Source organism: Litorisediminicola beolgyonensis (genome assembly GCF_042679605.1).
Lineage (GTDB): Bacteria > Pseudomonadota > Alphaproteobacteria > Rhodobacterales > Rhodobacteraceae > Litorisediminicola > Litorisediminicola beolgyonensis.
The window spans coordinates 1-24,669 of the sequence record NZ_JBHTMU010000019.1; the positions used below are offsets into that span (position 1 = coordinate 1).

The window sequence follows — 24,669 nt, forward strand, 5'->3', positions numbered from 1 at the left end:
ACCGGGTCACCGGGTCACCGGGTCACCGGGTCACCGGGTCACCGGGTCACCGGGTCACCGGGTCACCGGGTCACCGGAGACATGCGCGCGCAGAACACCTTTGGCGAGCGAAAACTCCCGGGTCTGTTCAGTCGCGCGCGCTTGTCCTAAGAGGGACGCCAAACGACCCAGACAGGCGCGGGACGGACATGGCACGGCATCTCATCACCTCGGCGATCCCCTATATCAACGGGATCAAGCATCTCGGCAATCTCGTGGGCAGCCAGCTGCCCGCCGACCTCTTTGCCCGCTACCAGCGCGCGCGGGGCCACGAGGTCCTGTTTCTCTGCGCCACCGACGAGCACGGCACGCCCGCCGAGCTGGCGGCGGCCAAGGCCGGAAAGCCGGTCGCGGAGTACTGCGCCGAGATGCACGGCGTGCAGGCCGAAATCGCCCAGGGCTTCCGCCTGAGCTTCGATCATTTCGGACGCTCCTCCAGCCCCGAGAACCACCGCCTCACCCAGCATTTCGCCGGTGTCCTGGCCGAGCGCGGGCTGATCCGCGAGGTCAGCGAGACGCAGATGTATTCGCCCACCGACGGGCGCTACCTGCCCGACCGCTATATCGAGGGCACCTGCCCGAACTGCGGCTTCGAGGATGCGCGCGGCGACCAGTGCGATAACTGCACCAAGCAGCTCGACCCGGTCGACCTGATCGACCCGCGCTCGGTGATCTCGGGTGCGACCGATCTGGAGATGCGCGAGACCAAGCATCTCTACCTGCGCCAATCGGAGATGAAGGACGAGCTCGAGGCCTGGATCGACTCGAAGACCGACTGGCCGGTGCTGACCACCTCGATCGCCAAGAAATGGCTCAATGACGGCGACGGCCTGCAGGATCGCGGCATCACCCGCGATCTCGACTGGGGCATCCCGGTCAGGAAGGGCGATGCGGACTGGCCGGGCATGGAGGGCAAGGTCTTCTACGTCTGGTTCGACGCGCCCATCGAATACATCGCCGCCTCGCAGGAATGGGTCGGCGCGGGCAAGGGCACCGATTGGGAGCGCTGGTGGCGCACCGACAAGGGCGCCGGGGACGTGCGCTACACGCAATTCATGGGCAAGGACAACGTGCCCTTCCACACGCTCTCCTTCCCGGCCACGATCCTGGGCTCGGGCGAGCCGTGGAAGCTCGTCGATTACATCAAGTCGTTCAACTACCTGAACTACGAAGGCGGGCAGTTCTCGACCTCGCGCGGGCGCGGCGTCTTCATGGACCAGGCGCTCGAGATCCTGCCCGCGGATTACTGGCGCTGGTGGCTCCTGAGCCACGCGCCGGAAAGCTCGGATGCCGAGTTCACCTGGGAAAACTTCCAGGCCTCGGTGAACAAGGACCTGGCCGATGTTCTCGGCAATTTCGCGAGCCGCGTGACCAAGTTCTGCCGCTCGAAATTCGGCGAGACCGTGCCTGAGGGCGGGTCCTGGGGGCCGCGCGAAGAGGCGCTCGTGGCGGAATTGGGCGAGAAGCTTCAGGCCTACGAGGCGCAGATGGACGCAATGGAGGTGCGCAAATCGGCGGCCACGCTGCGGGCGATCTGGGTCGCGGGCAACGAGTACCTGCAAGAGGCCGCGCCCTGGGCGACCTTCAAGGAGGACCCCGAGACCGCGGCCATGCAGATCCGGCTGGGCCTGAACCTGATCCGGCTCTACGCGGTGCTCTCCGAGCCCTTCATCCCCGACGCCTCGGCGCAGCTTCTCGAGGCCCTCGCCGCCACCGATGCCGCCTGGCCCGAGAGCGTCGAGACCGCGCTTCAGGCGCTGGCGCCCGGCCATGCCTTCACCGTGCCGGAGGTGACCTTCCGCAAGATCGCCGATGCCGAGCGGGAAGAGTGGCAGGCCAGGTTCTCGGGCAAGCGGGATTGAGGCGACCCGGGCGCGGAGCGCTGGCCTGAAGGACCGAACGCGCCTCGGCATCTGGCCCTGCGCCACACCATCGCTGTGTGTGAACGGCCGCCGATGCATCGGGCGGCACCTGAATTTGCGCCATGACCGGATGTGCGGGACCGGCGCGGCTCAGTCGGGAATGGTGAAGATCTGGCCCGGATAGATCAGGTCGGGATTGCGGATCGCGCCCTTGTTGGCCTCGAACACCCGGACATAGAGCACGCCCTCGCCATATTGCTCGCGCGCGATGGCCCAGAGCGTGTTGCCGGGCTGGACGGTAACCGCAGCGACACGCGCCTCGCCGGGGCCGCGGGCTTCGAGCGCCTCGCGGGTCTCGCGCAGGAACGGGCTTTCGATCCGCTGCGCGACGCGACCGTCGGCGTCGATCCGGTCGACGCGGAGCGTGTAGGTGCCCGAGCCGACATCGTCGGGCAGGCGAACGCGCCAGCGGCCCGCGGCGACCGGCGTGCGGCTGACCGGGTCGTTGTCGAGATAGATGCGGATCTCGCCCTCCTCGCCCTGCGCCCGCCCAGAGAGCGACACGCCCCCATCCGCCGCATAGCTGATCGTGTCGAGCGCGAGCGGCACCGGCGCGGTCTCAGGGGCTGCGGGCTGCAAGAGCTCGATCCCCTCGGGCGAGGCCAGAAGCACCGCCGAGGACGGCTCGGGCGGCGGGCTGGCGGCGGGCTCGGCCGCGGGCGCTTCGGGAGCGGCCGGAGCGGTGTCGGCGGTCGTGACGTCTGCTGCGACCGTGGGCGGGGGGGCCGCTCCTTCGGTCTCGGGCAAGGCGCCTGGGGGTTGCGCGGGCGCGAGGATCACCTCGTCGCGCGACATCAGGCGCTCTGGTCCGGCCCCGGTCGCGAGGCTCAGGATGCGCGGCTCGGGCGCATCGGGGAGATCGAGGAAGGCCACGAAGCGCCCGTCGCCCCCGACCTCGGCCTGCGCCAGTTCCGCGCCGTCGAGAAGCACCGAGACCACCGAGCCCGCGGGCGCGCGGCCCGCCATGAGCGTCTGTCCGTCGCGTTCGCGGCGCACGAGATCGACGCCGAGCGCGGCGGACGGGTCCGGCGCGGTCTCGGGCGCGTTCTCCGCGACCTGCATGTCCTCGGGCGCGGGATCGGCGGTGGTGGCGGGCTCCGTCGAGGCTGTCTCGGCTGGGGAGGTGTCGGCTGGGTCGGTGGCAACCGGCTCTTCGACCGCGACCGCCCTCTCGGCGCTGGTATCCACGCTTGTCTCGACGGCGCCCGTGTCGCTCGGCGGAGGTTTGGACACGGCGACCTCCTCGGTCGCGCGGGACGGATCGGGCGCGTCCGCGCGCTCATCCCCCCGCTCTCCGCTCAACTCGTCGAAGATCTGCCAGCCCACGGCACCGCCGATCACCAGCGCCAGCGCCAGGGCGCCGCCCAGAAGCGTCGCGCGCGTCCCCTTGCGCAGGTAGATGCCCATCGCCTTCCCCCGTGGTCCCCAAGGCACCGGGCCGCCTGCCTCCCCTTTGCGGCAGGTGCGCCCTCGTCGGTTGAGGGAGGATAGCAATGGCGTTATGTCCGGTCAAAACATACTGATTTCGCGGGAACTCCTCATGGCAAACCTATCCGTCTGCGTCTATTGCGGCTCCCGCGACGGGAGCGACCCGGCCTATGCCGAGGCCGCCGATGCCCTGGGGCGCGGCTTGGCCGAGCGGGACTGGCGGCTTGTCTACGGCGCGGGCGATGTCGGCCTGATGGGCCGGGTAGCGCGCGCCGCGCAGGACGCGGGCGGCGAGACCTTCGGGGTGATCCCCACCCATCTCCTGCAGCTCGAGGTCGGCAAGACCGACCTGACGCGCTTCGTCGTCACCGAGACCATGCATGAGCGCAAGAAGGTCATGGTCATGAACGCCGATGCGGTGATGGTGCTGCCGGGCGGGGCGGGCACGCTCGACGAGTTCTTCGAGGTGCTGACCTGGCGGCAGCTCGGCCTGCACGACAAGCCGATCCTCGTGCTCGATATCGCGGGGTTCTGGGCCCCGCTGCGGGCGCTCGTGGATCACGTCGTGGCGCAGGGCTTCGCGGGCGAGAGCCTCTTGGGTCAGGTGACGTTCTGCACCGATATCGAGGCGGCTTTCGACGCCCTTTCCTGACGCAGGAGCGCGGCGGAGTAGAGCGCCAGCGCCGCCCAGATCAGCCCGAAGGCCAGGGCCTGCGCGGTGCCGAACGGCTCTCGGAAGATCACCGTGGCGATCAGGAACTGCAGGGTCGGGTTGACGTATTGCAGAAGGCCGATGGTCCCGTAGGCAACCCGCTGCGAGGCGTGGGAAAAGAGGATGAGCGGCAGGGCCGTGACCGGTCCCGATCCGATGAGGAGGAGCGCGAGACCCAGATCCGCGCCGAACGCGCCCTGCCCCGTGAGGCCCAGCCACAGAAGGTAGCCCGCCGAGATCGGCAGGATCAGGAGCACTTCGCCGGTCACCGAAGTCACAGCGCCGACGGAGAGCCGCTTCTTCAGGAGACCGTAGATGCCGAAGGACGTGGCCAGGACCAGCGACACCCAGGGCAGCGCGCCTTGCCGGACGGCGAGGACGCTGACCGCGACCACCGCAAGCGCGACGGCGGCGATCTGGAGGCGGTCGAGCCGCTCTCCGAAGGCGATACGGCCCAGAGCCACCGCGACCAGCGGGAAGATGTAATAGCCGAGGCTCGCCTCGGTTGCGCGGGCGTTGTGGATCGCCCAGATGAAGAGGAACCAGTTGATCGAGATGATCAGCGCCGCGGCGAGGATGATTAGCGCCGAGCGCCGGTCCGAGAGCGCCGCGCGCAGCCGTCCAAGCCGTCCCTGAACGCCCAGAAGCGTGGCGAAGAAGACCAGCGACCAGAAGGTCCGGTGGGCGAGGATCTCAAGCGGCGGCACCGCGTCGAGCGCCCGGTAGTAGAGCGGTGACAGGCCCCAGATCACACAGGCGGCGATCACCGCCGCGATGCCCGATCCGGTCTGTGTCATGGCGCGATTCCTCTTGTCCGCTCCTGCCCTACCCGCTTGATCGCACGAGGGAAAGCGCGGCGCGTCTCAGCGCCGCCAGAGGCGGCAGAAGGCGATGAAGAGGATCAGGTTCAGCACCGGTGCAAGCAGTCCCAGGACCGGCGCGAGCGGTCCGACAAACTCGAGCATCAGGGTCCAGGGGAGCCCGACCGGAATCAGGAAAATCCCTGCCAGAGGGTCGGCGGTCTGACCGAACAGCCCGAATGTCCCGATCGCGAAGAGCGAAAGGGCCGCGAGCCACACGAGGACATAGATCGCGATGACGGCCTGGCAGATGCGGCGCGACGTCATGTCCGGGGACCGTCTGAGGGGGCGCGGGCCGCGTCATGGGCACGGCGCGGCAACATGACGGCGATCATGGCAGCCTCCTGTCGGTAGGTCTGCCTCAGAGTGCCATGCGCGGCCTCACCGGGCAAGTTTGGGTGCCCGGTGAGGTGAGAGGCTCAGTTTGCCAGCGCGTCCTTCAGGGCCTTCTCGATCTCGTCGATCGGGTGGCCTGCAAGGTTCTTGTCGATTTCGGCGACCACCTTGTCGCTCACTTCCTTGTGCAGGGCGTCGCGCAGGTTTCCGAGAACGCTCGGTCCCGCGACGATCACGATGCGCTCGAACGCGCCCTTATGCGCCTGGGTGTAGAGGATGTCGGCGAGATCCTCGGCGAAGCGCTCCTTGGCAAGCTCGTGCCAGTCGGTGTCGTCGAGCGCCGAGCGCTGGCCCGGCGCGCCGTCGTTCATGCGGCCACGCCGGTTGGCGGCCTGCTCGCGGTTCGGCGGGTTGTCCTGCTCCTCAATGCGGAGCACGTTCAGGTCGGGGTTCTCGGCATCGACATCGTTGCGCAGGAAGAGCGCCTTTTCGCTGTCGGTCACGAGCACCCAGGTGTCCTTGGTCAGAACCGACATCACACGCTCTCCTTGTTGCCGCTTTTGTCCTGATCCTGGGCAAGGGGGCGGGTCGCGCCCGAGGAGGTCTCGTCGAGCTGTTTCTTCTCGTCGCGGGTGCCGGTCTTGGTGGCGATCCGACCGCCGGAGCGGCCCTGCTCTTCGGGCGCGTCGGGCGCGCCGTCCAGAAGCTCTTCGGTCTCGCTGACGCCGTCTTTGGATCTGTGTCGCTCGGCCATGGGGCCCTCCTGAAATGTGTTATGGGTATCTGAAGGAAAACGCGCGGTGACGGGCGCTGTTCCTTGGAAAGACGGTCCTTTTCCGACGGGCTTCGGAAATCGCAGGGTCAGCGAGAGGCTGTGGCCCGGATCTGGCGGCAGTTTGGAGCGGGAGCGTAGCCCGCACGCCCGAATGCGTCCTTGCGCGAGGACAAGGACCCGTAATTTCCCCGCCATTACAGCCCCTTGAAATGCAAACCGCCCCGCGGGACGGACCCACGGGGCGGCTCAAATTGGAACGGATCGCGCCGATTACATCCGGCTGGCGACGTTCTCCCAGTTGACGAGGTTGTCGAGGAAGTTCGTCAGGTAGGCCGGACGCTTGTTGCGGAAGTCGATGTAGTAGGAGTGCTCCCACACGTCGCAGCCCAGAAGCGCAGTCTGGCCGAAGCAGAGCGGGTTCACGCCGTTCTCGGTCTTGGTGACCTTGAGGCCGCCATCGGTGTCCTTGACGAGCCATGCCCAGCCGGAGCCGAACTGGCCACCGCCGGCAGCGGCGAACTCTTCCTTGAACTTGTCGACCGAGCCGAAGCTTTCGGTCAGCGCGCTCTCAAGCTCGCCGGGCATCTTGTAGCTGTCGGGGCCCATCATCTCCCAGAACTGGTTGTGGTTCCAGTACTGCGAGGCGTTGTTGAAGATGCCGGACTGGGCGACCGCGTTCGGATCGTAGGTGCCCTTGATGATCTCCTCGACCGACTTTCCTTCCCACTCGGTGCCGGAAATGGCCTTGTTGCCATTGTCGACATAGGCCTTGTGGTGGATGTCGTGGTGGAACTCGAGGGTCTCCTGCGACATGCCCTTGGAGGCAAGCGCGTCGTGGGCATAGGGAAGATCGGGAAGTTCGAAAGCCATGGTCGGGGTCCCTTCGGATTAATCTATGACATATTGCTACCTGTCGCGGAGGAGCACACCCGTCAAGGGCGCAGACCTCCGTTCCGGGCAGGCTTGTTCAATAAACGCAAGGCACCCGCCCTTGTTCCGAGGAAGTGCGGATCAGGCCGGGCAAATCGCCCTTTGGTCGGTGAGGCACGAAAAAGGGCGCCGGAACCGGTCCCGACGCCCTCGATATTCTTGGTGGTTCCCGCGCTGCCGGATCAGAAGACGCCGACCCGCGCGTCGTCCCGTGCCGAGACCTCCAGAAGGCCGAACACGTAATCCGAGACCGAGCGGAAGCAGATCACCCGCGCGCCGCCCTCGACCAGCCACACCGCGCCCGCGACCTGCGCGAGCCGCGTGCGGCGGACGATGCCGGGGCCGAAGGCACCCGGGGACATGTCGGCGGGCGTGAGCTTGGCGAGGGTCTCGCGGAGCGCCGCCTCGGGGCCCTCAAGAGCGATCAGGCTGCGGGCGTCCGACACGACGGCGACCAGCGAATGGGCGTCCGACAGCGCCTCGGTCAGGCGTCCGGCCAGGTCGGGCGCGGCGTCGTATCCGCAGATCACCAGAAGCTCGTCCGGCGACATCCAGAGAAGGCTGAGGCCCTCGCCCTCGCTGACCCCAAGCGTGTCGGGCACGCCGAGGCCCAGCGCGTCCGAGACGGCCATGCCGATCTCGTCGAGCGCGCCGCGGATGGTGATCATGCCGGTCGGCCCGGCATCGGCGACGGTGATCGCGCCGCTGGCGGAGCGGCCGTTCAGGGCGGTCAGGACGTCAGACATTCTGCTTTTCCCCCTCGGAATCGTAGAACACGGGGCTCACGACGCGCGCCTTGACCGGCGCGCCGTCGAGATTGCTGACCTCGACGATCTCGTCCATGCGGTCCGGCCCATTCAGGAGGAGCCCCATGGCGATGCCGTGGCCGAGCGTCGGCGAGTGGTAGGTCGAGGTGATCCGGCCTTGCGTGTTGCACTGGCGGTTGTCGTTGCGCCCGTCGGCCAGGATATAGGCGCCCTCGGGCAGGACCGAGCCGTCCTCGGATTTCAGCCCGACAAGCTGCCAGCGCGCGGGATCGGTCATGTGGGTCCGCGCCTGCGCGCGCTTGCCGATATAGTCCTCTTTCTTCTTCGAGATCGCCCAGCCGAGACCCAGATCCTGCGGGATCACGGTGCCGTCGGTCTCGTCGCCGATCATGATGAAGCCCTTCTCGGCCCGCATGACGTGCAGGGCCTCGGTGCCGTAGGCGGTGGCACCGAACTCGGAGCCTTCGGCGTGCAGCTTCTCCCAAAGCTCCATCCCGCGGTTCGCAGGCACGGCGACCTCGTAGGAGAGCTCGCCCGAGAAGGAGATGCGGAAAATGCGCGCGGGAATGCCCGCGAGCGTGCCCTCGCGCCACTGCATGAAGGGCAGCGCCTCTTTCGAGAGCTCCATGTCCGAGCCGAGCTTTTCGAGCACCGCGCGGGATTTGGGACCGACCACGGCGATCTGGGCGTATTGCTCGGTCAGGTTGGCGGTGTAGACCTGCCAGTCCCACCACTCGGTCTGGAGCCACTCCTCCATATGGGCATGGATGCGATCCGCGCCGCCGGTGGTGGTGTGGCAGAGGAAGGTGTCCTCGTCGATCCGCGCCACCACGCCGTCATCCATCAGGAAGCCGTTCTCCGAGCACATCAGCCCGTAGCGGCAAAAGCCCGGTTTCAGGCTCGACATCAGGTTGGTGTAGAGCATGTCGAGGAAACGCCCGGCATCGGGACCCTTGACCACGATCTTGCCCAGCGTCGAGGCGTCGAGTAACCCGAGGTTCTTGCGGGTCGCGGTGATCTCGCGGGCGACCGCCTGCTCTTTGGTCTCGCCCGCGCGCGGGAAGCAATAGGGACGCCGCCAGTGGCCCACCGGTTCCCACTCGGCATTATGGGCCTCGTGCCAGTCATGGAGCGGCGTGCGCCGGACCGGCTGGAAGAGCGCGCCGCGCGCCTCGCCGCCGATCGCGCCCATCGAGATCGGCGTGTAGGGCGGACGGAAAGTGGTGGTGCCGACCTGCGGGATCGCTTCATTCAACGCGCCAGCAAGGATCGCCAGACCGTTGATATTGCTGAGCTTGCCCTGATCGGTCGCCATGCCGAGCGTGGTGTAGCGCTTGGCGTGCTCGACCGACTCGAAGCCTTCCTGCGCGGCGAGCTGCACGTCCGAGACCTTGACGTCGTTCTGGTAGTCGAGCCAGGCCTTGGAACGGAGCGCGCGCTTGGCGCCCTGCGGCATCAGCCAGACCGGCGCGAGCGGCGCTTCCTCGGTTGCACTGGCGGCGGGGGCGTTGCCGCCCATCGCTTGCGCGGCGTCGTTGAGAACGGCGTCGAGGCCCAGATAGCCGTTGGCGCTGCCCAGCGCGGTGACGAAGGGCTCGCCGTCATGCGAGGTCGGCGCGCGCTCGGGATCGGGGCGGAACATCGCCTGCGCATCGTCCCAGCTGAGCTTTCCGCCGCAATGGGACCAGAGATGCACGACCGGAGACCAGCCGCCGGACATGGCGACCGCGTCGCAGGCGATCTCGTCGAGAACGCCGCCCTCGCCCGCCATCGCGCAGATGCCGACCTTCTTGACGCGCTTGCCGCCCGAGACCTTGGCGATGCCGCGGCCCTTGATGACGCGGATGCCTGCGGCCTCGGCCTCGGCCATCAGCGCGCCGCCGCCTTCGGGGCGGGCGTCGATCACCGCGGGCACGTCGAGGCCTGCGCGCTTCAGGATCAGCGCGGTGCGATAGGCGTCGTCATTGTTGGTGACGACCACGGTGCGGTCGCCCGGCGAGACGGCGAAGTTCACGACGTAGTCGCGCACCGCCGAGGCCAGCATCACGCCCGGCAGGTCGTTCCCGGCAAAGGAGAGCGGACGCTCGATGGCGCCGGTCGCGGTGACGATGCGCTCGGTGCGGATCCGCCAGAGGCGGTGGCGCGGACCGGTCTTGTCGGAGAGGTGATCGGTCAGACGCTCATAGGCCAGGAGCGAGCCGTGGTCGTAGACGCCCGAGGCCATGGTGCGCAGGCGCAGCGTCACGGTCTCCATCGCCTCGAGTTCCGCGACGGTGCGGGAGACCCAGTCCTCGGTCGGAAGGCCGTCGATCTCGCCGCCATCGACCACCGCGCGACCGCCCCAATGGCCGGTCTGCTCGATCAGCAAGACGCGCTCGCCGCGCTCTCCGGCAAGCTTGGCCGCGAGGAGACCGGCGACGCCGCCGCCGACGATCACGGTATCGGTGTGGTGATGGAAATGCTCGTAGCGGTCGGGATCGCGCGCCTCGGAGCCGGGCGCCTTCCCGAGACCGGCCGATTTGCGGATGATCGGCTCGTAGACATGCTTCCAGAAGGGGCGCGGGTGGATGAACATCTTGTAGTAGAAGCCCGCGGGCAGGAAGCGCGCGAGCGCGGTGTTCACCGCTCCGATATCGGTCTCGAGCGAGGGCCAGTGGTTTTGGCTCTCGGCGGCGAGCCCGTCGAAGAGCTCCTGCGTGGTCGCCCGCTGGTTCGGCTCGAACGTGTCGCCCTTGCCGATGCTCAGAAGCGCGTTGGGTTCCTCCGCTCCCGAGGCCACGACGCCGCGCGGGCGGTGATACTTGAAGCTGCGGCCCATCAGCATCTGGTCATTGGCCAGAAGCGCCGAGGCCAGCGTGTCGCCCTTCAGGCCCCGCATGTGGCGGCCGTTGAAGGTGAAGCGGGTCTGCTCGGAGCGGTCGATCAGGCGGCCGCCGGTGGCGAGACGGGTGCTCATGTCCGGACCTCCGGTCTGGAGGGAGAGAGCGGCGCGACGGTCGGTCGGACTGCCCCTCCGAGGGGGTTAGTGGCAGGGGTGAGAGGCATGATCGCGGGCATCAGGCGGTGTCGCGCCAGCCTGGACGCCGGGCGTCGATGGTCGACAGGATATCCTCGGGCGGCTCGGAGACCTGCGCGGGATAGGTGCCGAACACCTCGAGCGAGACGGTGCAGCGCGCGGCATGGAACCACTTGCCGCAGCCATGCGAATGGCGCCAGCGCTCGAAATGCACGCCCTTGGGGTTCTGGCGCAGGAAGAGGTAGTCGTGAAACGCCTCTTCGCCGCTCTCGGGGCCTTCGCGCGTGAGATGAGCCTCGCCGCCGGGATGCAGCTCGGTCTCGTCGGCAGCGACGCCGCAATAGGGGCAAGTCAGGATCAGCATGGGCGGCTTCCCTCGGACGCAAAGGACGCAAAAATCCCGGCCGCGAGAGCGACCGGGATGGCATGGGCTGACGCGCGGCCCGGACGGGCCACGCGGAAGGTGTAGAGAGGCCTAGTTGCCGCTGCTGGCTTCAGCGTCGGCTGCAGCGCCGCTATCGGTCGCGGCTGCGCCCGCTTCAGCAGAGGCGCCGTCACCGGATGCGCTGTCGCCCGACGAGGTGTCGGAGCCGGCATCGGCGCTCGACTCTGCGGCTGCGCCATCATCGGTGGCCGCTGCGGAGCTGTCCGCATCGCCGCCTTCGACGGAGATACTGACATCGGAGCCGCCGCTCGACCCACCGGCGCTGTCGGTCGACCCGTCACCGCCCGCGAACATGACCCAGGCAATGATGGCGACGATGACGACGACGATGCCGAGGATGAACGCCATGCCGGAGCCACCGCCCGAAGTGGTCGTTGTGGTCGTGGTGGTGTTGTGGGTTGCGTCGCGACGCTCGTGTTGGTCGGCCATAGGCTCGCTCCTGAAAAACAGTCAGTTGCGGGCTGAACACGGTCGATCGCGTCCGGGTTCCAGAAAAGATTCACATCACGCGCGGAATTCCGCTCATGGCGGATTTCGGGCGCAGCCGGGAGCGGACGCTGTGCCATCAGTGCGCGACCCCCGCCGCGACGCTCTCGTCGATGAAGCGGCCTTCGCGGAAGCGCTCGAGGCCGAAAGCGCGGGCCAGCGGGCCGGGCTCGCCCTTGGCGATCATCTCGGCGGTGGCCCAGCCGGAGCCCGGGATCGCCTTGAAGCCGCCGGTGCCCCAGCCGCAGTTGATAAAGCAGTTTCCGAGCGGCGTTTTCGAGATGATCGGCGAGCGGTCGCCGGTCATGTCGACGATCCCGCCCCATTGCCGCAGCATCTTGAGCCGCGAGATCATCGGGAAGGTCTCGATCAGCGAGCGCACGGTTTCCTCGATATGCTGGAAGGAGCCGCGCTGGGTGTAGTTGTTGTAGCCGTCGGCGCCGCCGCCGATCACCATCTCGCCCTTGTCGGACTGGCTCATGTAGCCATGCACGGTGTTGGCCATGACGACCACGTCCATGCAGGGCTTGATCGGCTCGGAGACGAGCGCCTGCAGCGCCACGCTCTCGATCGGCAGGCGGAAGCCCGCCATCTCGGCCAGGACGCCCGAATGGCCTGCGACGACGATGCCGAGCTTGTCGCAGTGGATCGAACCTTGCGTGGTCTCGACGCCGGTGACCTGGCCGTTCTCGGAGCGCACCCCGGTCACGGCGCAGTTCTGGATGATGTCCATGCCCATGTCCGAGCAGGCGCGCGCGTAGCCCCAGGCCACCGCGTCGTGGCGCGCGGTGCCCGCCCGCTCCTGCCAGAGCGCGCCGAGAACCGGGTAGCGCGGTCCCTTGAGCTCGATGATCGGGACGAGCTTCTTGACCTCCTCAGGAGAGATGAAGCGCGTCTCGACGCCCTGCAGCGCGTTGGCATGCGCGGTCCGCATGTAGCCGCGCACCTCGTGCTCGGTCTGGGCCAGCATCATCACGCCGCGCGGGCTGAACATGACGTTGTAGTTCAGGTCCTGGCTCATCGTCTCGTAAAGCGAGCGGGCCTTCTCGTAGATCGCGGCCGAGGGGTCCTGCAGGTAGTTCGAGCGGATGATCGTGGTGTTGCGGCCGGTATTGCCGCCGCCGAGCCAGCCCTTGTCGAGCACCGCCACGTTCTTGATGCCGTGGCGCTTGCCCAGGTAGTAGGCCGTGGCCAGCCCGTGCCCGCCGGCGCCGACGATGATGACGTCGTATTTCTTCTTCGGCGTGGCCTTTCTCCAGGCCCGCTCCCAGCCTTCGTGGTAGCGGGCGGCTTCTCGGGCGACGGCGAAGACGGAGTAGCGTTTCATGGGCGCTCGCGATTCCTAGAGGACGGACGATATCGCGCTCTCTTTGCACCCCGCTCCCCCGGCGTCCACGACCACAACCGTCACAAATTCGCGCAGTTGCGACATGGGGGCGCTCACGGGGATTTTCCCTTTTGTCGAGGCCCTCGCCACGATAGGACAGCCGCCGGGGAAGATTTCCTGGGAGTGAGGTTTGACGGTCTTCTGGATCATTACCGGCGCCGGTGGCCTTGCCGTCACGGCGCTTCTGGTTCTGGCGCTTCTGCACGGGCGGCGGAGCGTCGATGCGACTGCGTTCGACATCGCCGTCTATCGCGACCAGCTCAAGGAGGTCGACCGCGATCTCGCCCGCGGCACCATCGCACCGGAAGAGGCCGAGCGGCTGAAGACCGAGGTCTCCCGCCGCCTTCTCGCCGCCGATGCCGCCGCCGGAACCGAGAGCTCGTCCCGCGCCGGGCGTGGCCCGACCCTGGCAGCAGCACTTCTGGTCGCCAGCCTGATCCTCGGTGGCGGCTACGGTCTTTACGCCCAGCTCGGTGCACCGGGTTACGGCGATCTCTCGCTTGCCACCCGCATCGAGCTGGCCGAGGACGCGCGCCGCACCCGTCCGAGCCAGGCGATGGCCGAAGAGCAGGTGCCCGCCACCCAACCGGCGCAGCAACCCTCCGAGGAATATCTTGATCTCGTCCAGAAGCTTCGCGGCGCGGTCGCCGAGCGGCCCGACGATCTGCAGGGCTACACGCTCCTGGCCCGCTCCGAGGCGGCCTTGGGCAACTTCGTCGCGGCTTACGAGGCGCAGGAGCGGATCGTCGAGCTCAAGGGCGATGCGGCCACCGGCAAGGACTATGCCGATCTCGCCGACATGATGGTGCTCGCCGCCGGGGGCTATGTCTCGCCCGAGGCGGAAGGCGTGCTGGAGCGGACGCTCGCGCGCGATCCCGAGAACGGCGTGGCGCGCTACTATGCCGGTCTGACCATGGCGCAGACCGGACGGCCCGACCGCGCCTTCCGGATGTGGGACGCGCTTCTGCGGCGGAGCGCCCCCGAGGACCCCTGGGTGCCGCCCATCGCCGGGCAGATCGAGGACATGGCGGCGCGCGCAGGCGTGACCGACTACACCCCGCCCATTCCGCGTGCCCCCGCCCTGCCCGGCCCCGGCGCGGCCGATGTCGAGGCGGCGCAGGACATGACGCCGGAAGCGCGGCAGGAGATGATCCGCGGCATGGTCGCACGTCTCTCCGACCGGCTCGCCACCGAGGGCGGCACCCCCGAGGAATGGGCGCGGCTCATCGGCGCGCTTGTCGTGATCGGCGATCCCCAGCAGGCCATCGCGGTCTATGCCGATGCGCAAGAGGTCTTCGCGGGCAACGACGATGCGCTCGCGACCGTGCGCGAGGCGGCGCAAGGCGCCGGGATCGGGCAATGATCTTCGAGAGCGTCGAAGCGGCGCTGCCCGCGATGGCGCCCATGACCGCGCTGGCGGGGCTCGACCTCGGCGACAAGACCATCGGTGTCGCGGTCTCCGACCGGCTGCGCTCGGTCGCGACCCCGCTCGAGACGATCCGGCGCAAGAAGTTCACGCTCGATGCCGAGCGGCTTCTCGCGATCCTCGCCGCGCGCGAGATCGGCGGCGTGGTGCTCGGGTTGCCGCGCAACATGGACGGGACCGAGGGGCCGCGTTGCCAGTCGACCCGGGCCTTTGCGCGCAATTTCTCGCGGCTCTGGGACGGGCCGATCACCTTCTGGGACGAGCGGCTCTCGACCGTGGCGGCCGAACGCGCGCTTCTCGAGGCCGACACCTCGCGGCGCAGGCGCGCCGAGGTGATCGACCATGTCGCCGCCTCCTACATCCTGCAAGGCGCGCTCGACCGGCTGCGCCATCTGGCCTCGAGGAGCTTGGCATGAGCGCGCCTGTCTGGAGACGCAACGAGATCGACAGTCCCTGCGTGAATATCTGCCAGATCCATCCGACCGCGCGGCTTTGCGTCGGCTGCCTGCGCACCATCGACGAGATCACCGCCTGGTCGCGGATGACGCCCGAGGCCCGGCGCGCTGTCATGGCCGAACTGCCCGACCGCGCGCCGCAGCTCACGCAGCGGCGCGGAGGCCGCGCCGCGCGCCTGAAGGACCGCTAGGGGTTACTCGATCTCTTCGAGGATCACGTGGGTTTCGTCCACGGTGCCAGCCCCGCCGACCACGATCGCAACGGTGACGGGACCCTCGCCCAGCTCGAGCTGCACCAGCGCATCCTCGCCATCCTCGGCGACCGAGAGTTCGGCATCGAAGATATCCGCGCCCGGGACAGCCACGCTGATCAGGTCGGCCTCGGGTCCGCTGCCGACGAAATCGAGGATCTGCGGCACCCCGTTATCGGCCTCCTCGGCGTCGCTCGTGTCGAGGGCGAAGAAATCGGCACCGGCGCCGCCCGAGGCCTCGGCCACACCCGCGATGAAGAGCAGATCACTGCCCGCGCCGCCGTCCTGGACCTGTCCGCCAAAGAGCACATCATTGCCGCCGCCGCCGAGCAAGGTGTCCGCGCCGCCCAGTTCACCAAAGAGAAGGTCCCGGCCCGGGCCACCGTCGAGTTGATCGGCCCCCTCGCGACCGAGGAGCACGTCATCCCCTGCGTCGCCGGACAGCACGTCATCGCCGCCCTCGCCATCGAGCGTGTCGTCCCCATCGCCGCCCGTAAGCGTATCGTTGCCTCCCGTCGGCTCGGTATTGCCCTCTTCGCCATTGAGGTAATCGTTGCCCGGCCCGCCATCGACGAGATCGTCGCCCGGCCCGCCCAAGACGGCGTCGTCATTCGACCCGCCGCCGACCGTGTCATCGCCCTCGTTGCCATTCACGAAATCTTCGCCAAGACCGCCCGCAAGCCAGTCGTCGCCGCTGCCGCCGAGGAGCGCGTCGTCGCCTGCAGAGCCGAAGAGCGTGTCATCGCCCGCGCCGCCCAGAAGCTCGTCATTGCCCCCGGCGCCGTTGATCGCCTCGCCCGCGTCATCGGTGACGTAGAAATTGTTCCCGTCGTCGAGGATCACCTCGTCCTCGGGCGCTCCCGACCCGCCATCGTCGGGCGATGTATCACTGTCGTCGTCATCATCACCCCAGAGAGCAAAGAGCGGCGACAACAGCAGAAACGGCAGGAGGATACTCAGCAGACCCATGACACAATACCTTGAACTTTAACTTGTCCTAACGACGTTGCACCGGCTTCGGCAACGGCACAAGGGACAGCCCCTTACTGTTCACGTCGCAGCAACAATCACCCGATTTCCGCAGGCTGACGCCCGAGTTTCGCCTTAATTCGAGAGGCTTGGCAGGGTCTCCTGCCCCAGCCACGCGCGCACGCCCCCCGGACAGGGCGGCCTGAAATAGGCGACGATTCGGCCCTCTGGCGCGGCCTGCGCCCCCGGCTCCCAGGGCGCGATCCCGTGGAGGAGGAGCCGGTGCAGCAGGATGGCCTCGCCCGGACGGGCGGGCAGCGGAACGCGCTCGCATCGCTCGAACACGGCGCGGCGCGCGGCGGTGTAGGCGTCGGTCACGTCGACCTCCGACCAGCGCTCGGGCGGATGCCCGGAAAGCGCCTCGGACAGCGCGTCGCGGAGGATGTCGTGGCTGCGCTCCCAGACCACGAGCGGGCTCGCGCCGGGATCGGCTGCGGTCATCGGCAGGCCGAGGATAAAGGCATGCGGCTCGCGCACACGTCGCGCGCCGCCCTCTTTCAGAACGCCGTCCAGATGCGCCCCGTCGCGCCGCAACCGGTACCCGAAGGCGGCCTCGCTCTCGCCGTCACGCGGGCGCGGATAGCCGGGCCAGACGGCAGAGATCTGGGCGGGATGGAGCGGCGGCAGATCGAGCGCCGCGCGCAGCGTGCCGGGCAAGGGCACGCCGTCCACCGATCCGTCCGGCGCACTCGGAAGCGCATCGACGCCCACGAACCACGTGTCCTCGCAGGTCAGCCAACGCGCCCGCATCCCGGGGTCCGCGATGACCTCGCGCGCGCGAGCGAGAGCAACCTCGGTCCACGCGGCGGCATCCCCAAGCGTAAGACGCGCCCAGCCGCGCACCGTCAACGTGTCGGCCAGCGCGCTCACGCCTCTGCCGCCACCCGTTCCATGGCCGCGAGCGCCTCCTCGATCAGCTCGGCTCCGACGCCGGGTCGGGACGCACCCTCGGACAGCGCCCGCCGCCAGAGCCGCGCTCCGGGCCGTCCGGCGAAGAGCCCCAGCATGTGGCGCGTCACCTGATGGGCGCGCCCGCCCTCGGCCACATGCCGGGCCACATAGGGCATCATCTGCCGCGCGACCGCGTCCGGCTCGGGCGCCGCGCGCTCGCTGCCGAAGATGCGCGCGTCCGCATCGGCCAGGATATCCCAGGGCTGGTGATAGGCAGCGCGCCCGATCATCACGCCGTCGAGGCCTTGGGCCAGGAACCACTCGGCCTCATCGAGCGACCCGATGCCGCCATTGACCGAGACATGGAGGTCGGGAAAGCGCTCCTTCATCCGCAGAACGAGGTCGTAGTCGAGCGGCGGGATATCGCGGTTCTCCTTGGGCGAGAGGCCTTGGAGCCAAGCCTTGCGCGCATGGATCGCGACCCGCTCGCAGCCCGCGTCCCGGATGCGGGAGAGGAAGTCCGGAAGCACGGTCTCGGGGTCCTGATCGTCCACGCCGATCCGGCATTTGACGGTGACCGGCACCGCGACCGCATCGCGCATGGCGCGCACAGAGGAGGCCACGAGGTCGGGCGTGGTCATCAGGACCGCGCCGAACGTGCCCGACTGGACCCGGTCCGAGGGGCAGCCGACATTGAGATTGATCTCGACATACCCCGCCTCTTCCCCCATCCGCGCCGCCTGGGCCAGCTCTCCGGGCTCCGAGCCACCCAGTTGCAGCGCCACCGGCTGCTCCTCGGGCGAGAAGTCCAGAAGATGCGCGGCGCCCCCGCGCACCAACGCCGGCGCGGTCACCATCTCGGTATAGAGCAGCGTCTCGCGCGACAGGTGACGGTGGAACACACGGCAGTGCCGGTCGGTCCAATCCATCATGGGTGCCACGCTTAGCCGCGCGGCCCTCTCGATGGTCGAAACCCCTTGTTTTCCTGGCGCTGTGCTCATGGCCACCTGACCGATCTTTTCCCGTTTCGGGGCCTTTTGCCCGCGTTTTCGGCGATGGTGCAACACATGTTGCACCCTATCCCGAATTGTTGCACCGCCCTCCGGCTCCTTCGGAGCCTCGGCTCGTCGTTGCTAAAGCGTGGTCTACGTCGGCTCTCGCGGATGGTCTGGAACTCTTTACCAGTTCGACTGGCCTACGCCCACCGGGTCGATTTCACCTCATCGGTCCTGATGTCCCGGTAAAGATGTTCATGTAGGCACCATCCTGAAAAGTTGGAAGAAAGACGGCGCGAAGAGCGGACGTGGTTGCGGCTGTTCGGACAGTTTTGCAGGCCTGATACCGAGTAATGATGTTAACTTCATGCCGATTTCCACACTTTCAAGCCCGCCCAACATGTATCGTCAGGCGTGAGGCGGTCAGGCGCGGAATTGCTCCGGCCCATCCTGCCCGTCAGCCGCGCGACGCGGTCCCGAAGGACGACCGTGCCTTCTATTCACAGTCAGGCCGAGTTCATTTGCGCCCCGGAGCACGGGTATCTGGGGCACATCCGGGCAATGTCCTCCATCATCGCCGGCCGGTTCGCGGCGATGCCGACAGGCGTGTCTTAGAAAGAGGACCGGCCCCCCTATCCTGGCGTGGAGAGCCCTGATCTCGGCCTCGGTCGGCCTCTGTGGCTTGCCGCTGCGGGCACTCATATCAGCCATCCCCTCGACCGGTCGGTGCTTCGCCAGTCGCGCTTCAAGATGTTTGCAATGCATCTCGGCTGACTGTCCGGTTGTCTGGGACCACTTCCAGCAAGGCCCGCCGACCGATCCGCCATCAAAAGAAATCCCAGCCGTTCTCCATTGACAAATTTGGCGTCGATCCATCTGCTGGGGAAAGGCGCACCCGGGCGTCATTTTTTCCAGGGAGTTGGAAGCCCACGTGACGCCCCGCCCGTTCGTCCTGCTGTCTTTCGTGGCAACTCTGGCGGCCTGTGGCGGGCCGCAATCGGTGCTCGATCCCGCAGGGCGCGATGCGGGTGTTCTGGCCGATCTCTTCTGGGTGATGCTTATCGGCGCGGTGATCCTCTGGGTCGCGATGAACGGTCTGGTGATCTACGTCACCCGCATTTCGCCGCGACAGTTTTCGCACCGTTCCGCGGAGACCCTGATCATCGGCGGCGGCATCGTCTTTCCAACCGTGGTGCTGGCCGCGCTCCTGTCCTACGCGCTCTCCGAGATGCCGCGCCAGCGGGAGCCCGGCGAGGGGCTGACCGTGCGGGTCGTCGGCGAAAGCTGGTGGTGGCGCGTGGCCTACACGCCCGACGGTGCCGAGGCGCCGATCCTCAGCGCCAACGAGATCCGGCTGCCCGCGGGACGGCGGAGCGAGATCGAGCTGGCCGCGAACGGCGTCATCCATTCCTTCTGGATCCCCGCACTTGGCGGCAAGACCGACATGATCCCGGGCCGCGAGACGCGGATGTCTCTGAAACCCGAAGAGCCCGGCACCTATCGCGGCCAATGCGCCGAGTTCTGCGGGCTCAGCCATGCCAAGATGGCCTTCGGCGCGGTGGTGATGACCGAAGAGGACTTCACCGCGTGGCTGGAGCGCGAAGCCGCGCCTGCCGCAGAGCCCGAGGGTCCGGAGGCCATCCGCGGCGCGGCGATCTTCGCGGCGCAGGGCTGCGGCGCCTGCCACGCGGTGCGCGGCACCGAGGCGCAGGGGCTGGTCGGGCCGGACCTGACGCATATGGGCAGCCGCACCACGCTGGCGGCGGGCATCCTGCCGATGGAGCGCGCCGCGCTGATCGATTGGGTGCGCAAACCCGACGCGATCAAACCCGGCGCGCGGATGCCCGGCTATGACCACCTGAGCGACGAGGATCTCTCGGCGCTCGCCGCCTATCTCGAGGGGCTGATATGACCGAGACCTGGCGCGAGACCGCGATCCCTGCCCCGAGCGAGGCCTACGAGGATCCGACGCCCGAGGGCATCTACCCGCCGACAGAGGAGATGCTCGACGAGCCGGTCGATCCCGAGCTGCAGAAGGCGCAGGAAGAGCGGCTGCGCGCGGTCTGGGACGATCCCAAGGGCTGGCGCTACTGGTCCGCGGTCAACAACTCCGAGGTCGGCGCGTGGTATTCGCTGACCGCCTTCGGCTTCATGATGGTCGCGGGCATCCTCGCGCTCCTGATGCGCATCCAGCTCGCGGTGCCCGACAACGAGTTCCTCTCGGCCGAGCGGTTCAACCAGTTCTTCACCATGCACGGCTCGGCGATGATGTTCCTCTTCGCCGTGCCGATGTTCGAGGCGATCTCGATCCTGCTGCTGCCGGCCTTTCTTGGCGCGCGGGACATGCCGTTTCCGCGGCTCTCGGCCTATGGCTACTGGTCCTTCCTGATCGGCGGGTTCTTCGTCCTGGGCTCGCTTCTCTTCGGGGTCGCGCCGGATTCGGGCTGGTTCATGTATCCCCCGCTCGCGACCGAGGCCGAGGGTCCGGGATCGGATATCTGGCTTCTGGGCCTGAGCTTCATCGAGGTGGCCTCGATCGCGGCGGCGGTCGAGCTGATCGTGGGCGTGGTCAAGTGCCGCCCGCCGGGAATGCGGATCAACCTGATGCCGCTCTACGCCTGGTATGTACTGGTCGTCGGCGGCATGATCCTCTTCGCCTTCCCGCCGCTCATCGCGGGCGATTTCCTTTTCGAGATGCAGCGCAGCTTCGACTGGCCGTTCTTCGATCCCGAGCGGGGCGGCGATCCGATGCTCTGGCAGCACCTCTTCTGGATCTTCGGCCATCCCGAGGTCTACATCATCTTCCTGCCCTCCATCGCCATCGCAGCGATGGTGGTGCCGACCGCGGCGCAGCGGCCCATCGTGGGCTACAGCTGGATCGTGCTTTCCGCCGTCGGAACCGGGTTCCTGAGCTTCGGGCTCTGGGTCCACCACATGTTCACCACCGGCCTGCCCGCGATCTCGCTGGGGTTCTTCTCGGCGGCCTCCGAGGCGGTGGTGATCCCGACCGGGGTGCAGCTCTTCGCCTTCGTCGCCACGCTGATGGTCGGCCGAGTGAAGATGTCGCTGCCGATGCTCTGGATCGCGGGCGCGGTGGCGGTCTTCACCGCGGGCGGCCTGACCGGGATCATGGTCGCGGTCGCGCCCTTCGACTGGCAGGTCCACGACACCTATTTCATCGTGGCGCACCTGCATTACACGCTCTTCGGAGGCATGATCTTCCCGATCATCGGCGGCGTCTATTACTACTACCCGTTCTTCGCCAAGAAGAAGATGTCCGAGCGGCTTGGTCGCTGGGCCTTCTGGCTGACCTTCGTGGGCTTCAACATCTGCTTTCTGCCGATGCACCTGACCGGGCTTCTGGGCATGCCGCGGCGGGTCTACACCTATCCCGGCGATCTGGGATGGGACTGGCTCAACATGGTCTCGACGGTGGGCGCCTTCGTGGTGGGCGCGGGCATCGTGGTCTTCGGCTGGGACCTGATCCGGCCCAAGTCGCGCCAGCCCTATACCGAGCGCAACCCCTGGGGCGGCGGCACGCTGGAATGGAGCCACGACATCCCCGATCCGGGCTGGGGTGTCCGGGGCGTGCCCTACATCACTTCGCGCTACCCGCTCTGGGACCAGCCCAAGTTCCTGCACCGGCTGGACACGGGGCGGTTCTATATCCCCGATGCCGAGGAGGGCCTGCGCGAGACCATCGTGACCTCGGCGGTCGATGCCGAGCCGCAGCATGTGGCGCGCATCACCGGGCCCGCCTGGTGCACGGTCTGGGCGGCGATCTTCACCGGCGGCGCGTTCATCTTTCCGACCTTCCACTGGTATCCGCCCGCGATCGTGTCGGGCATGCTCGCCATCGCCTGCGTGATCTACTGGCTCTGGACCTCGACCGCGCAGGTGCCGGAGAAGCCCATGAAAGATGTGGGCCTCGGCCTGCGCCTGCCGGTCTATGTCTCGGGCGCGAAGGCGCCGGGCTGGTGGGGGGTCTTCATCACCATGCTGGGCGACGCCACGGCCTTCGCGAGCCTCGTCTTCGGCGTGTTCTTCTACTGGACCGCGCGCCCCGATTTCCCGCCCGAGGACGCCACCCATGCCCACCCGCTGCTGACGGCGCTGGCGGCGATCCTCCTGGCGGCAAGCTGGGCGGCAACGCGCGCCGCGCGCGGCGTGAACCGGCGCGGCGCTTTGAGCCTCACCCGGATGCTTCTCGGGGCCGCGCCTCTCCTGGGGCTCGCAGGCGGCGCGGCGCTGGTCGGCGCGGTCTGGCTGCCGGGCATGGCGCCCTCGAGCCATGTCTACCCCGCGATGATGTGGGCGCTCGTGGTCTGGACCTGCGCGCATCTTCTCTGCGGGGTGATCATGCAGTGCTACTGTCTCGCAGGCTCCTTTGCTGGCAAGCTGACGCAGCGCTATGACGCGGATCTCTGGAACACGACGCTCTTCTGGCATTTCCTCGTCGTGACCTGCCTCGTGACCGCCGCGATGATCGGCCTCGTGCCGAGGGGGCTCTGATGATCCCGCGCCGCGACCGCAGCCTCTGGCACATGATCACCGCGCCGACGATCTGGGCGCTGCATTTCTGCGTCATCTACGGCTGGACCGCCGCGGTTTGCGCCAAGACCGGCGATGCCGAGCTGGCGCGGACCGGGATCGTCGCGGCGACCGTCGCGGCGCTTCTCGGCATCGCGATCTCGGGCTGGCGGGCGTGGCGGCAATGGGATTACCTCGACGACCGCGACTACGTGCACGACCAGCCGACCGAGGAGCACCGCCGCGAGTTCCTGGGCCATGCCGGGTGGCTCCTGGCGCTGGTGTCGGCCATCGGCGTGCTCTTCAACGCGAGCCCCGCCTTCTGGATCGGGAGCTGCCTGTGATCCGCCCGGTCCCTGCCCTCGCCGCGTTGGCGCTTCTGGGCTTTGCCTGGGGACCCGACTGGGAGAGCGTCTTCGGCCCCTTCCCCGCCCATATGCTGCGGCACATGACGCTGGTGGCCTTCGCCGCCCCGGCCCTCGTCTTGGCCCTGCCCGCGCTCGCGCGCCTCGCGCCGCCGGTCGCACTGGCCGCGGCGCTGGAGTTCGCGGTGGTCTGGGCGTTCCACCTGCCCGCGCTCCACGCCATGTCGCAGGCGGGCGGCCTTGGCTTCGCGCTGGAACAGGCGCTGTTCCTGACCGTCGGAGTGGCGGTCTGGGCCAGCGCCCTGCCGCCCGCGTCGCCTCTGGCGGGCGCGGGCGCGCTGCTTCTGACCTCGATGCACATGACGCTTCTCGGCGCGCTTCTGGTGCTGGCGCCGGTGCCGCTTTACGGCGCAGAGCACGGGACGCATGACCTCGCCGGTCAGCAGCTCGGCGGCCTTCTGATGCTGGCGCTCGGCACGCCGGTCTATCTTCTCGGCGGTCTCGCCCTGACCGCGCGGCAATTGCGGGAGCGCCCGGCATGAAGCTCCTGCGGCACTTCACCACCGATCTCGACTGGCGCACGGTCCGCACCCTCGTCGCCGCACTGGCGGTCGCGGGCGCGGTGGGCGGCGGCGCGGTGGTGGCCTTCGGCCTCTACAACGTCTCGGCCAAGGTCGGTCATCTGCCCGGCGTCAGCCCGATCCTGCACGAGACCTTCCGCAACTCTGTCGACCTGCGCGCCCATGCCGAGCCGCCCGCCGATCTTCAGACCGAGGACCGGGTGAAGCTCGGGGCCGGCCACTATGACAGCGCCTGCCGCCATTGCCACGCCGCTCCGGGGCAGGAGCGCTCGGCCACGGTGCTGTCGATGGTGCCGCAGCCGCCCCATATCACCGACGCGGTCGGGGATTGGACCGCGTCCGAGTTCCACTGGATCGTGCATCAGGGCGTCAAGATGAGCGGCATGCCCGGTTGGCCCGCGAAGCGGTCGGACGAGGTCTGGTCGGTCGTGGCCTTCCTGATGGAGGTCGGCGAGATGAGCGGCCCGCGCTATGCCGAGCTGACCGACAAGCCCGAAGGCAAGACCTGCGCGATGTGCCATGGTCTCGACGGCGTCTCGGGCAGCGCTCATATCCCGCGGCTCGACATCCTGTCCGAGACCTATATCGCCCAGAGCCTCTCCGCCTATGCCGCGGGCACCCGCGACAGCGGCATCATGGCCGAGGCCATGAGCCACGTGCCCGCCGACGCGATCCCGCGCCTCGCCGCCGCCTTCGCCGGGAACGCGCCCTCGGGCGGGCCTGCTAGGGACGTCGACACGGAGCTGGCCGAGACCGGCCGCGCGCTCGCGACCGAGGGCGGCACCGTCGAGGTTCCCGCCTGCAACGCCTGCCACGGCCCCTGGGACAAGCCGCTCGACCCGGCCTTCCCCTCGCTCGCCGGGCAATACGCGCCCTATCTCAAGACCCAGCTGGAGCTCTGGCGCGAGGGCATCCAGGGCGGCGGGCGCGTGGCGGAATTGATGCACCACGCCGCGCAGGAGCTGACCGACGCGCAGATCGAGGCGCTGGCGGCCTATTACGCCTCGCTGGCCCCGGCGACGCTCGACGAGACCCGCGACTGA

Annotated in this window: 24 protein-coding genes; 10 read left to right on the plus strand and 14 right to left on the minus strand. The window is 68.2% G+C overall.

Annotation, left to right across the window (positions count from 1 at the left end; genetic code table 11):
• The first annotated feature begins 188 nt into the window (after positions 1-188).
• Complete coding sequence (gene metG, locus ACFQ4E_RS11735) at positions 189-1,901, plus strand: methionine--tRNA ligase (protein ID WP_386803737.1); 1,713 nt, start codon at positions 189-191, stop codon at positions 1,899-1,901.
• 150 nt (positions 1,902-2,051) lie between these two features.
• Here the strand turns inward: metG and ACFQ4E_RS11740 are convergent, their stop codons facing one another.
• Positions 2,052-3,368, minus strand: a complete 1,317-nt coding sequence (locus ACFQ4E_RS11740) for a LysM peptidoglycan-binding domain-containing protein (protein ID WP_386803739.1) — start codon at positions 3,366-3,368, stop codon at positions 2,052-2,054.
• A 133-nt stretch (positions 3,369-3,501) separates the two neighbouring features.
• Between ACFQ4E_RS11740 and ACFQ4E_RS11745 the strand changes: the two genes are divergently transcribed.
• Positions 3,502-4,041 carry an LOG family protein gene (locus tag ACFQ4E_RS11745; protein ID WP_386803740.1) on the plus strand — a complete coding sequence of 180 codons (540 nt, stop codon included), beginning with the start codon at positions 3,502-3,504 and terminating at the stop codon, positions 4,039-4,041.
• Here ACFQ4E_RS11745 and rarD read toward each other — a convergent pair.
• The 10 genes from rarD to ACFQ4E_RS11795 all read right to left on the minus strand — a co-directional run bounded on the left by rarD (position 3,990) and on the right by ACFQ4E_RS11795 (position 13,043).
• A complete protein-coding gene (gene rarD, locus ACFQ4E_RS11750) occupies positions 3,990-4,898 on the minus strand; it encodes an EamA family transporter RarD (RefSeq protein WP_386803743.1) in 909 nt (302 codons plus the stop codon). The two genes, ACFQ4E_RS11745 and rarD, sit on opposite strands and share 52 nt — an antisense overlap.
• Before the next feature lie 66 nt (positions 4,899-4,964).
• Positions 4,965-5,228: a hypothetical protein gene (locus tag ACFQ4E_RS11755; protein ID WP_386803745.1), complete on the minus strand. Its 264-nt coding sequence runs from the start codon at positions 5,226-5,228 to the stop codon at positions 4,965-4,967.
• 152 nt (positions 5,229-5,380) lie between these two features.
• A complete protein-coding gene (locus tag ACFQ4E_RS11760; protein ID WP_386803747.1) occupies positions 5,381-5,833 on the minus strand; it encodes a host attachment family protein in 453 nt (150 codons plus the stop codon).
• Entirely contained in the window at positions 5,833-6,051 is a 219-nt protein-coding gene (locus ACFQ4E_RS11765) for a hypothetical protein (RefSeq protein WP_386803750.1), read from the minus strand. The genes ACFQ4E_RS11760 and ACFQ4E_RS11765 overlap by 1 nt, the downstream gene beginning before the upstream one ends.
• A 291-nt stretch (positions 6,052-6,342) precedes the next feature.
• Positions 6,343-6,942, minus strand: coding sequence for a superoxide dismutase (locus ACFQ4E_RS11770; RefSeq protein ID WP_386803752.1), 600 nt, complete (start codon positions 6,940-6,942; stop codon positions 6,343-6,345).
• A gap of 242 nt (positions 6,943-7,184) precedes the next feature.
• Positions 7,185-7,748, minus strand: a complete 564-nt coding sequence (locus ACFQ4E_RS11775; RefSeq protein WP_386803754.1) for a sarcosine oxidase subunit gamma — start codon at positions 7,746-7,748, stop codon at positions 7,185-7,187.
• The gene (locus ACFQ4E_RS11780) at positions 7,741-10,725 is read right to left on the minus strand and encodes a sarcosine oxidase subunit alpha family protein (protein ID WP_386803756.1); all 2,985 of its coding nucleotides are present in this window, start codon (positions 10,723-10,725) and stop codon (positions 7,741-7,743) included. Before ACFQ4E_RS11780 ends, ACFQ4E_RS11775 begins: the two co-directional genes overlap by 8 nt.
• Positions 10,726-10,825: 100 nt before the next feature.
• Positions 10,826-11,149 (minus strand): sarcosine oxidase subunit delta, encoded by a 324-nt coding sequence (locus tag ACFQ4E_RS11785; protein ID WP_386803757.1) that lies wholly within the window; start codon positions 11,147-11,149, stop codon positions 10,826-10,828.
• 111 nt (positions 11,150-11,260) lie between these two features.
• A complete protein-coding gene (locus tag ACFQ4E_RS11790; RefSeq protein ID WP_386803759.1) occupies positions 11,261-11,659 on the minus strand; it encodes a hypothetical protein in 399 nt (132 codons plus the stop codon).
• 136 nt (positions 11,660-11,795) lie between these two features.
• The gene (locus ACFQ4E_RS11795; RefSeq protein WP_386803760.1) at positions 11,796-13,043 is read right to left on the minus strand and encodes a sarcosine oxidase subunit beta family protein; all 1,248 of its coding nucleotides are present in this window, start codon (positions 13,041-13,043) and stop codon (positions 11,796-11,798) included.
• 190 nt (positions 13,044-13,233) lie between these two features.
• Here ACFQ4E_RS11795 and ccmI point away from each other — a divergent pair, with 190 nt between their 5' ends.
• From ccmI to ACFQ4E_RS11810, 3 genes are read left to right on the plus strand one after another with little or no spacing between them, the layout of a single operon-like run.
• Positions 13,234-14,466, plus strand: coding sequence for a c-type cytochrome biogenesis protein CcmI (gene ccmI, locus ACFQ4E_RS11800; protein WP_386803762.1), 1,233 nt, complete (start codon positions 13,234-13,236; stop codon positions 14,464-14,466).
• Positions 14,463-14,945 carry a Holliday junction resolvase RuvX gene (gene ruvX / locus ACFQ4E_RS11805; protein WP_386803764.1) on the plus strand — a complete coding sequence of 161 codons (483 nt, stop codon included), beginning with the start codon at positions 14,463-14,465 and terminating at the stop codon, positions 14,943-14,945. The genes ccmI and ruvX overlap by 4 nt, the downstream gene beginning before the upstream one ends.
• On the plus strand, positions 14,942-15,175 hold the full coding sequence (locus ACFQ4E_RS11810) for a DUF1289 domain-containing protein (RefSeq protein ID WP_386803766.1): 234 nt from the start codon (positions 14,942-14,944) through the stop codon (positions 15,173-15,175). The genes ruvX and ACFQ4E_RS11810 overlap by 4 nt, the downstream gene beginning before the upstream one ends.
• A 3-nt stretch (positions 15,176-15,178) precedes the next feature.
• Here ACFQ4E_RS11810 and ACFQ4E_RS11815 read toward each other — a convergent pair whose 3' ends face one another.
• From ACFQ4E_RS11815 to dusA, 3 genes are all read right to left on the minus strand, one after another.
• Complete coding sequence (locus tag ACFQ4E_RS11815; RefSeq protein WP_386803767.1) at positions 15,179-16,204, minus strand: calcium-binding protein; 1,026 nt, start codon at positions 16,202-16,204, stop codon at positions 15,179-15,181.
• A gap of 135 nt (positions 16,205-16,339) precedes the next feature.
• A complete protein-coding gene (locus tag ACFQ4E_RS11820; protein WP_386803769.1) occupies positions 16,340-17,134 on the minus strand; it encodes a hypothetical protein in 795 nt (264 codons plus the stop codon).
• On the minus strand, positions 17,131-18,156 hold the full coding sequence (gene dusA, locus ACFQ4E_RS11825) for a tRNA dihydrouridine(20/20a) synthase DusA (RefSeq protein ID WP_386803770.1): 1,026 nt from the start codon (positions 18,154-18,156) through the stop codon (positions 17,131-17,133). Before dusA ends, ACFQ4E_RS11820 begins: the two co-directional genes overlap by 4 nt.
• 925 nt (positions 18,157-19,081) lie before the next feature.
• On the opposite strand from dusA, the gene ACFQ4E_RS11830 reads away from it, so the two are divergent.
• Genes ACFQ4E_RS11830 through ACFQ4E_RS11850 form a run of 5 tightly spaced genes read left to right on the plus strand, consistent with a single transcriptional unit; the run spans position 19,082 to position 24,669 of the window.
• Positions 19,082-20,062, plus strand: a complete 981-nt coding sequence (locus ACFQ4E_RS11830; RefSeq protein WP_386803772.1) for a cytochrome c oxidase subunit II — start codon at positions 19,082-19,084, stop codon at positions 20,060-20,062.
• Positions 20,059-22,662, plus strand: coding sequence for a cytochrome c oxidase subunit I (ctaD, locus tag ACFQ4E_RS11835; RefSeq protein WP_386803774.1), 2,604 nt, complete (start codon positions 20,059-20,061; stop codon positions 22,660-22,662). Before ACFQ4E_RS11830 ends, ctaD begins: the two co-directional genes overlap by 4 nt.
• Positions 22,662-23,024 (plus strand): hypothetical protein, encoded by a 363-nt coding sequence (locus tag ACFQ4E_RS11840; protein WP_386803776.1) that lies wholly within the window; start codon positions 22,662-22,664, stop codon positions 23,022-23,024. The genes ctaD and ACFQ4E_RS11840 overlap by 1 nt, the downstream gene beginning before the upstream one ends.
• Positions 23,021-23,587 carry a cytochrome c oxidase assembly protein gene (locus ACFQ4E_RS11845; RefSeq protein ID WP_386803779.1) on the plus strand — a complete coding sequence of 189 codons (567 nt, stop codon included), beginning with the start codon at positions 23,021-23,023 and terminating at the stop codon, positions 23,585-23,587. The genes ACFQ4E_RS11840 and ACFQ4E_RS11845 overlap by 4 nt, the downstream gene beginning before the upstream one ends.
• Positions 23,584-24,669, plus strand: coding sequence for a c-type cytochrome (locus ACFQ4E_RS11850; protein WP_386803781.1), 1,086 nt, complete (start codon positions 23,584-23,586; stop codon positions 24,667-24,669). Before ACFQ4E_RS11845 ends, ACFQ4E_RS11850 begins: the two co-directional genes overlap by 4 nt.

Excerpts from the sequence above, each read along its gene's own strand:
- ACFQ4E_RS11780 (WP_386803756.1), bottom strand. The coding sequence starts at position 10,725 with ATGAGCACCCGTCTCGCCACCGGCGGCCGCCTGATCGACCGCTCCGAG.
- metG (WP_386803737.1), top strand. The coding sequence starts at position 189 with ATGGCACGGCATCTCATCACCTCGGCGATCCCCTATATCAACGGGATC.
- ACFQ4E_RS11840 (WP_386803776.1), top strand. The coding sequence starts at position 22,662 with ATGATCCCGCGCCGCGACCGCAGCCTCTGGCACATGATCACCGCGCCG.
- ACFQ4E_RS11770 (WP_386803752.1), bottom strand. The coding sequence starts at position 6,942 with ATGGCTTTCGAACTTCCCGATCTTCCCTATGCCCACGACGCGCTTGCC.
- ruvX (WP_386803764.1), top strand. The coding sequence starts at position 14,463 with ATGATCTTCGAGAGCGTCGAAGCGGCGCTGCCCGCGATGGCGCCCATG.
- ctaD (WP_386803774.1), top strand. The coding sequence starts at position 20,059 with ATGACCGAGACCTGGCGCGAGACCGCGATCCCTGCCCCGAGCGAGGCC.
- ACFQ4E_RS11775 (WP_386803754.1), bottom strand. The coding sequence starts at position 7,748 with ATGTCTGACGTCCTGACCGCCCTGAACGGCCGCTCCGCCAGCGGCGCG.
- ACFQ4E_RS11815 (WP_386803767.1), bottom strand. The coding sequence starts at position 16,204 with ATGGGTCTGCTGAGTATCCTCCTGCCGTTTCTGCTGTTGTCGCCGCTC.
- ACFQ4E_RS11795 (WP_386803760.1), bottom strand. The coding sequence starts at position 13,043 with ATGAAACGCTACTCCGTCTTCGCCGTCGCCCGAGAAGCCGCCCGCTAC.
- ACFQ4E_RS11785 (WP_386803757.1), bottom strand. The coding sequence starts at position 11,149 with ATGCTGATCCTGACTTGCCCCTATTGCGGCGTCGCTGCCGACGAGACC.
- ACFQ4E_RS11760 (WP_386803747.1), bottom strand. The coding sequence starts at position 5,833 with ATGTCGGTTCTGACCAAGGACACCTGGGTGCTCGTGACCGACAGCGAA.
- ACFQ4E_RS11765 (WP_386803750.1), bottom strand. The coding sequence starts at position 6,051 with ATGGCCGAGCGACACAGATCCAAAGACGGCGTCAGCGAGACCGAAGAG.
- ACFQ4E_RS11745 (WP_386803740.1), top strand. The coding sequence starts at position 3,502 with ATGGCAAACCTATCCGTCTGCGTCTATTGCGGCTCCCGCGACGGGAGC.
- ACFQ4E_RS11810 (WP_386803766.1), top strand. The coding sequence starts at position 14,942 with ATGAGCGCGCCTGTCTGGAGACGCAACGAGATCGACAGTCCCTGCGTG.
- ACFQ4E_RS11790 (WP_386803759.1), bottom strand. The coding sequence starts at position 11,659 with ATGGCCGACCAACACGAGCGTCGCGACGCAACCCACAACACCACCACG.
- dusA (WP_386803770.1), bottom strand. The coding sequence starts at position 18,156 with ATGAGCACAGCGCCAGGAAAACAAGGGGTTTCGACCATCGAGAGGGCC.
- rarD (WP_386803743.1), bottom strand. The coding sequence starts at position 4,898 with ATGACACAGACCGGATCGGGCATCGCGGCGGTGATCGCCGCCTGTGTG.
- ACFQ4E_RS11755 (WP_386803745.1), bottom strand. The coding sequence starts at position 5,228 with ATGACGTCGCGCCGCATCTGCCAGGCCGTCATCGCGATCTATGTCCTC.
- ACFQ4E_RS11740 (WP_386803739.1), bottom strand. The coding sequence starts at position 3,368 with ATGGGCATCTACCTGCGCAAGGGGACGCGCGCGACGCTTCTGGGCGGC.
- ACFQ4E_RS11850 (WP_386803781.1), top strand. The coding sequence starts at position 23,584 with ATGAAGCTCCTGCGGCACTTCACCACCGATCTCGACTGGCGCACGGTC.